Source organism: Brachybacterium sp. HMSC06H03 (genome assembly GCF_001807385.1).
GTDB lineage: Bacteria > Actinomycetota > Actinomycetes > Actinomycetales > Dermabacteraceae > Brachybacterium > Brachybacterium conglomeratum.
On the sequence record NZ_KV788666.1, the window covers coordinates 1 to 5,773 of the forward strand.

The 5,773-nt window shown below is 72.1% G+C and carries 7 protein-coding genes; 5 read left to right on the top strand and 2 right to left on the bottom strand.

The features are described 5' to 3' along the window. Positions 1-324, bottom strand: a 324-nt coding sequence (locus HMPREF3159_RS02135) for a glutaredoxin family protein (RefSeq protein ID WP_070499477.1), incomplete at its 3' end; no start/stop codon positions are given. Positions 325-441: 117 nt separating this feature from the next. Beyond that, positions 442-972, bottom strand: a complete 531-nt coding sequence (locus HMPREF3159_RS02140; RefSeq protein WP_070499473.1) for a YceI family protein — start codon at positions 970-972, stop codon at positions 442-444. Between the two features lie 132 nt (positions 973-1,104). On the opposite strand from HMPREF3159_RS02140, the gene HMPREF3159_RS02145 reads away from it, so the two are divergent. From HMPREF3159_RS02145 to HMPREF3159_RS02165, 5 genes are all read left to right on the top strand, one after another. After that, entirely contained in the window at positions 1,105-1,710 is a 606-nt protein-coding gene (locus HMPREF3159_RS02145) for a MarR family winged helix-turn-helix transcriptional regulator (RefSeq protein ID WP_246821423.1), read from the top strand. 69 nt (positions 1,711-1,779) lie between these two features. After that, positions 1,780-2,427 carry a histidine phosphatase family protein gene (locus tag HMPREF3159_RS02150; RefSeq protein WP_070499474.1) on the top strand — a complete coding sequence of 216 codons (648 nt, stop codon included), beginning with the start codon at positions 1,780-1,782 and terminating at the stop codon, positions 2,425-2,427. Continuing rightward, positions 2,424-3,023: a TlpA family protein disulfide reductase gene (locus tag HMPREF3159_RS02155; RefSeq protein ID WP_070499475.1), complete on the top strand. Its 600-nt coding sequence runs from the start codon at positions 2,424-2,426 to the stop codon at positions 3,021-3,023. Before HMPREF3159_RS02150 ends, HMPREF3159_RS02155 begins: the two co-directional genes overlap by 4 nt. Further along, positions 3,020-3,841, top strand: a complete 822-nt coding sequence (locus HMPREF3159_RS02160) for a cytochrome c biogenesis CcdA family protein (RefSeq protein ID WP_083305749.1) — start codon at positions 3,020-3,022, stop codon at positions 3,839-3,841. The genes HMPREF3159_RS02155 and HMPREF3159_RS02160 overlap by 4 nt, the downstream gene beginning before the upstream one ends. Beyond that, complete coding sequence (locus HMPREF3159_RS02165; RefSeq protein WP_070499476.1) at positions 3,841-5,622, top strand: cytochrome c biogenesis protein ResB; 1,782 nt, start codon at positions 3,841-3,843, stop codon at positions 5,620-5,622. The genes HMPREF3159_RS02160 and HMPREF3159_RS02165 overlap by 1 nt, the downstream gene beginning before the upstream one ends. Positions 5,623-5,773: the final 151 nt, after the last annotated feature.

Consider the following 5,773-nt stretch of genomic DNA (forward strand, 5'->3'; position numbering starts at 1 on the left):
CGGTGCTCTCCCGGGCGATCTGGCGGGGCCGGTGAGGCGGCGCCACCAGGGGCGACGGCGCAGCGCGGTGCGCAGCTGCTCGGCATCGACCCGGTAGCGGGCGTGGACCTTCCCGTCCACGATGATCACCGGCACGTCGTGGTCCCAGTCCTCGCGCAGGCGCGCGTCGGCGTCGATGTCCCGCACCTCGACGGCGGTGCCGGCGCGATCGGCCTCGGCCCGCACCACCGGCAGCGCGTCGTCGCACAGATGGCAGCCCTCCCGCGTGAGGTACAGGATGCGGGCGTCGGGATCGCTGGGGGAGGGGACGTGCTGCGAGGTCATGGGCGGCACCATATCGGGCGGAGGAGCGGACGGATGACGGGGACGACGACGGGCCGCCCGCATGCAGCGGACGGCCCGTGGGACCGGGCGGCGCGGGGCGCCCCCGAGAGGGGGAGATCAGGCCGCGGTCGGGGCGGTGAACTCGGCCTCGATGGAGATCTTCACGGAGTCGGCGACCAGCACGCCACCGGCCTCGAGGGCGGCATTCCAGGTGAGGCCGAACTCCTTGCGGGAGATGGTGGTCTCGCCGGTGAAGCCCGCGCGGTAGACGCCGAAGGGATCGGTCGCGGCTCCCTCGTAGGCGAAGTCGAGCTCGACCGGCTTGGTGATGCCGTTGATGGTCAGCTCGCCGTGGAGGGTGTCGCCCTTGAGCTCGGTGGAGCGGAAGGTGATCGTCGGGTTGTTCTCGACGTCGAAGAAGTCGGCGCTCTTGAGGTGCGCGTCGCGGTCCGGGTTGGAGGTGGAGACCGACTCGGTCTTCAGGGTCGCGGTGAAGGCCAGGTCCTCGCCGCCCTCGGCGACGACGAGCTCGCCCTCGACATCGGTGAACTGGCCGCGGGCCTTCGAGATGCCGGCGTGGCGCACGGTGAACGCCGCGGAGGTGTGGGCGGGGTCGAGGGTCCAGGTGCCGGGGGTGAGGTCGCTCATGAGATGTCTCCTTCTGATGGTGGTCCGGTGGTGACGGGCGATGGTCGGGCTGTTCCGCACCATGTTGCTTGAAAGCTAAACTAGAATGGGGGATGATGGCAAGAGGATGAGTCCCCGGAAAGAGGAAACGTGATGCATGACACGACGTCAAGCGAGGAGCAGGCGGTCGCGGCGGCTTCGGTGAGCCCCGCGGTCGATGGCGCGCAGGACGAGGCGGACCGTGCCTCGACGCCCGAGGAGCTGTGGCTGACGGCGAAGGAGCAGGAGGCGTGGCGCACCTTCCTCTACGCCACCACCCTGCTCACCGACCGGTTCGGCGAGGCGCTGCAGTCCGACCCCGAGATCGGCCTGGCGCTGGGGGAGTACGAGATCCTGGTGCGCCTGAACGAGGCCGAGGGCGGGTTCCTGCGCATGTCCGAGCTGGCCGACAAGGTCGTCCACTCCCGCTCCCGCCTCACCCACACCATCACCCGCATGGAGAAGCGGGGCCTCGTCGAGCGCGTGCGCTGCTCCTCCGACGGTCGCGGTCGACAGGCCCAGCTGACCGCCGAGGGTCAGGCCCTCCTCGAGCGCGCCGCGCCCACGCACGTGCGCTCCGTCCGCGATCTCCTGCTGGACGTCATCGGCCACGACGACCTGCTCGAGCTCGGCAGGATCCTCGGCCGGACCATCGCGGAGGACGCCCCGATCGCCGTCGGATGTCCGGCACCTCACGAGGACGCCCCGGCTCGGAGCTGATCCGGAGGTGGGGTTGGTACCGTGAGGCGGCTCGCGAGAGCCTGCGACAGCGAGAGGGAGCCCCCAGCGATGACCACCACCACGGTGCACCTCGTCCGCCACGGCGAGGTGCACAACCCGGAGCGCATCCTGTATGGGCGCCTGCCCGGATACCGGCTCAGCGTCCGTGGTGAGCAGATGGCGCAGCGCGTCGGCGAGCACCTCGCCGGGGCCGACGTCGCCCTCGTGCGCTCCTCGCCGCTGCTGCGCGCCCAGCAGACCGCCGCCCCGATCGCCGCCGCGCACGACCTCGAGATCTCGACGGACCAGCGCCTCATCGAATCGGGCAACCGCTTCGAGGGCCAGCGCATGGGCCACGGCGACGCGAAGCTCACCGACCCGCGCAACTGGCGCTGGTTCGTCAACCCCTTCCGCCCCTCCTGGGGCGAGCCCTACCGGGAGCAGGTCGCGCGCGTGGTCTCCGCCGTGCACGAGGCCCGCGCCGAGGCCGAGGGCCGCGAGGCCGTGCTGGTGCTGCACCAGCTGCCGATCTGGGTCACCCGGCGCAGCGCGGAGGGCAAGCCCCTGTTCCACGACCCGCGCCGGCGCGAGTGCGGTCTCTGCTCGGTGACGAGCCTGCACTTCGTCGGCCCGCACCTGTCGGACGTCGGCTACGCCGAGCCCGCCGCAGCCCTCTACGACGGCGCCGTCGACGCGACCGGAGGGAAGCTCACATGAGGACCCCGCGCCCCGTCCCGAGCCGGCGCGGACTCCTCCGCGTGGCCGCCGCGGCGCCGCTGGGCGTGCTGCTGGCCGCCTGCGGGACCGACACCTCCGACCGCTACGCCTCCGGGGACGCGGGCTACGTCTCCGGCGACGGGGTCTCCGTCGAGATCCCCGCCGCCGAGCGCGGCGAGGCGATCGCCTTCACCGGCACCACCTTCGACCAGGAGCCGGTCGACCTCGCGGACACCCGTGGTGAGGTGCTCGTGCTGAACGTCTGGTACGCCTCCTGCCCGCCCTGCCGCAAGGAGGCGCCGGACCTGCAGGCCATCCACGAGGAGTACGCCGAGAAGGGCGTCTCCTTCCTCGGCATCAACGTGCGCGATGCCGCCGGCCCCGCGCAGGCCTTCGAGGAGAAGTACGGGATCACCTACCCCTCCGTGCCCGACACCGGCGCGGAGATCATGTACGCCCTGCGCGGCCAGGTCGCCCCGAACGCCGTCCCTTCCACGCTCGTGCTCGACCGCGAGGGGCGCGTCGCCGCCCGCATCTCCGGCGCCGCCGACCCCTCCGTGCTCCGCGCGATGATCGACGCGGTGGTCGCCGAATGATGCTCGCCGAGATCGGGGCCGCCTTCCAGGCGACCGCCCTGTCCGGATCGCTGCTGCTCGCGATCGCCGTCGCCGCCGCGGCGGGCCTGGTCGCCTTCCTCTCGCCGTGCGTGCTGCCGGTGGTCCCCGGCTATCTCGGCTACGTCTCGGGCCTCGCCGGACAGGGCCCCGGCCCCGCCCCCGCCGCGAAGGGCACCGGCCGCCGCGCCGCCCGCCCGCAGCGGCCCGGCACCGGGCGGATGCTCGCCGGCTCCCTGCTGTTCGTAGCCGGCTTCGCGGTGGTGTTCATGGCGCTCGGCGGCTTCGCCGGCGCCGTCGGCTACCTCCTCCAGGAGCATGCCGTGTGGATCAACCGCGTCGCCGGCGCGATCGTGATCCTCATGGGCCTGGTGTTCATGGGCCTGATCCCGGGGCTGTCGGCCACGAAGCCGATCTCCTCGAAGAAGCCCGACGCGGGCCTGCTCGGCGCACCGCTGATGGGGCTGGTGTTCGGCCTGAGCTGGACCCCCTGCATCGGACCCACCTACGCCGCCATCGTGGCGCTGTCCCTGGACGGCGGCGGCGACGGCGCGGCCGTGCGCGGCGGCGTCCTGGCGCTGGCCTACTCCCTGGGCCTCGGCATCCCCTTCGTGCTCTTCGCGCTGCTGTTCGAGCGCGCGCTCGGGCTCAGCAGGAAGCTGTCGGCCCACCGCCGCAGCATCGGCCTGCTCTCCGGCGCGCTGCTGATCGCGATCGGCGTGCTCCTGATGACCGGGGTGTGGGCGAGCTGGATGAGCGAGCTGCAGGGCATGATCGCGACCTTCGAACCGGTGGTGTGATGAGCGAGAAGAACCCCCGTCCGGACCGCGGCGTCCGGACCGACGACGCAGAACGGCCCGGCACGGGCCCCGCCGAGGCAGGCGCCGAGACGAGCGGATCCGGCACGGGCCCGTCGGAGTCCGGCAGCTGGTCCAGCAAGCCCGAGGTCGACGGGAAGCGCGCTGCCGTGCCCTCCCTGGGCCTGCGCGGCACGCTGCTGTTCCTGTGGCGGCAGCTGACCTCCATGCAGACGGCGCTCGTGCTGCTCATGCTGCTGGCCGTCGCCGCGATCCCCGGCTCGCTCTACCCGCAGCGCAGCGTGAACCCGGCCCTGACCGAGCAGTTCCTCGAGGAGAACGGCCGCTGGGGCGAGATCCTGGACGCGCTGGGCTTCTTCGAGGTCTTCTCCTCGCCGTGGTTCTCCGCGATCTACCTGCTGCTGTTCATCTCCCTGATCGGCTGCATCGTCCCGCGCGTCGGCGTGCACCTGAGGCAGCTGCGCGCGAAGCCGCCCCGCACCCCCTCCCGCCTGACCCGCTTCACCGGGTACACCCGCCTCGAGCTGCCCGGCGCGCAGGCCGACTCCCTGATCGAGACGGCCCATCGCAGCCTGCGCCGCTCCCGCTACCGCGCCGAGGTGCGCGAGGAGAGGGCCGGCCGCTCCGTCAGCGCCGAGCGGGGGCTGCTGCGCGAGACCGGCAACCTCCTGTTCCACATCGCGCTGGTCGGCGTGCTGGTGTGCATCGCCGGCGGCACCCTGACCAGCTATCGCGGCCAGGTCACGGTGGTCGAGGGCGGCGGCTTCGCGAACTCCCTGACCCAGTACGACTCCTTCGAGTCCGGGGCCTGGTTCGACGAGAACGACATGCCCGACTTCCGTTTCACCCTCGAGGATTTCCGCGCCACCTACGTCCAGCCCGGCGAGGCGGGGAAGGTCGGCGAGCCGCGCTCCTTCGAGGCCGACGTGCAGGTGACCACCCCCGGTCAGGAGCAGGAGTCCCGCACGGTCCAGGTCAACAAGCCGCTGCACGTCCCGGGCGCGTCGATGTACCTGCTCGGCAACGGCTACGCCCCCGAGATCACGGTCACCGATCCCGAGGGCACCGTCGTCGCCGAGGGGCCGCTGATCACCGTCCCGATGGGGGACACGAACTACACCTCCCAGGTGGTGCTCAAGGCGCCCGACGCCCAGCCCGAGCAGACCGCCGTGGTCGGATTCTTCCTGCCCACCGGCACCATCGACGAGCAGGGACCGCGCTCCCTCTACCCCGATGCGCTGGACCCGCAGCTCGCCCTCACCGTCTACCAGGGCGACCTGGGCCTGGACTCCGGCGTGCCGCAGAACGCGTACGAGGTGGACCTCACCACCCTCACCCAGGTCCCGGGGGAGGACGGCGACCCGGTGCTGATCCGGCTGTACCCCGGCCAGGAGTACAGCCTCGCCGACGGCACCACCGTCAGCTTCGACGGGCTGAAGCGCTACGCCGCCTTCGACATCGCCCACAACCCCTTCGAGCGCTGGATCCTGATCAGCGCGCTGGTCGCTGTCGGCGGCCTGATCCTCTCCCTGTTCGTGCCGCGCCGGCGCCTGTGGGTGCGGGTGCGGGAGCAGGGCGGCACGACCGTGCTCGAGGTCGCCGGGCTCGCCCGCAGCGACGATCCCGCGCTCGCGGACGACGTGAAGGCACTGGCGTCCCGGCTCTCGGAGGCGCACGATGGACAACGGCTCCCGGACGCCGCACCGTCCGGGCACCCCGAGGCGGACGCCTCGGGCGGACCCCGAGAAGGAAGTGCCCAGTGATCAACCAGCAGCTGGCAGAGCTCTCGAACCTCGCCATCGTGGTGACGATCGTGCTCTACGTGCTCGCCCTGATCGGCTTCGGCGCCGATCTTGCCTCGTCCTCCCAGCGCCGCAGCGACGCCCGCCTCGCCGCCCAGGAGCGGAAGGAGGC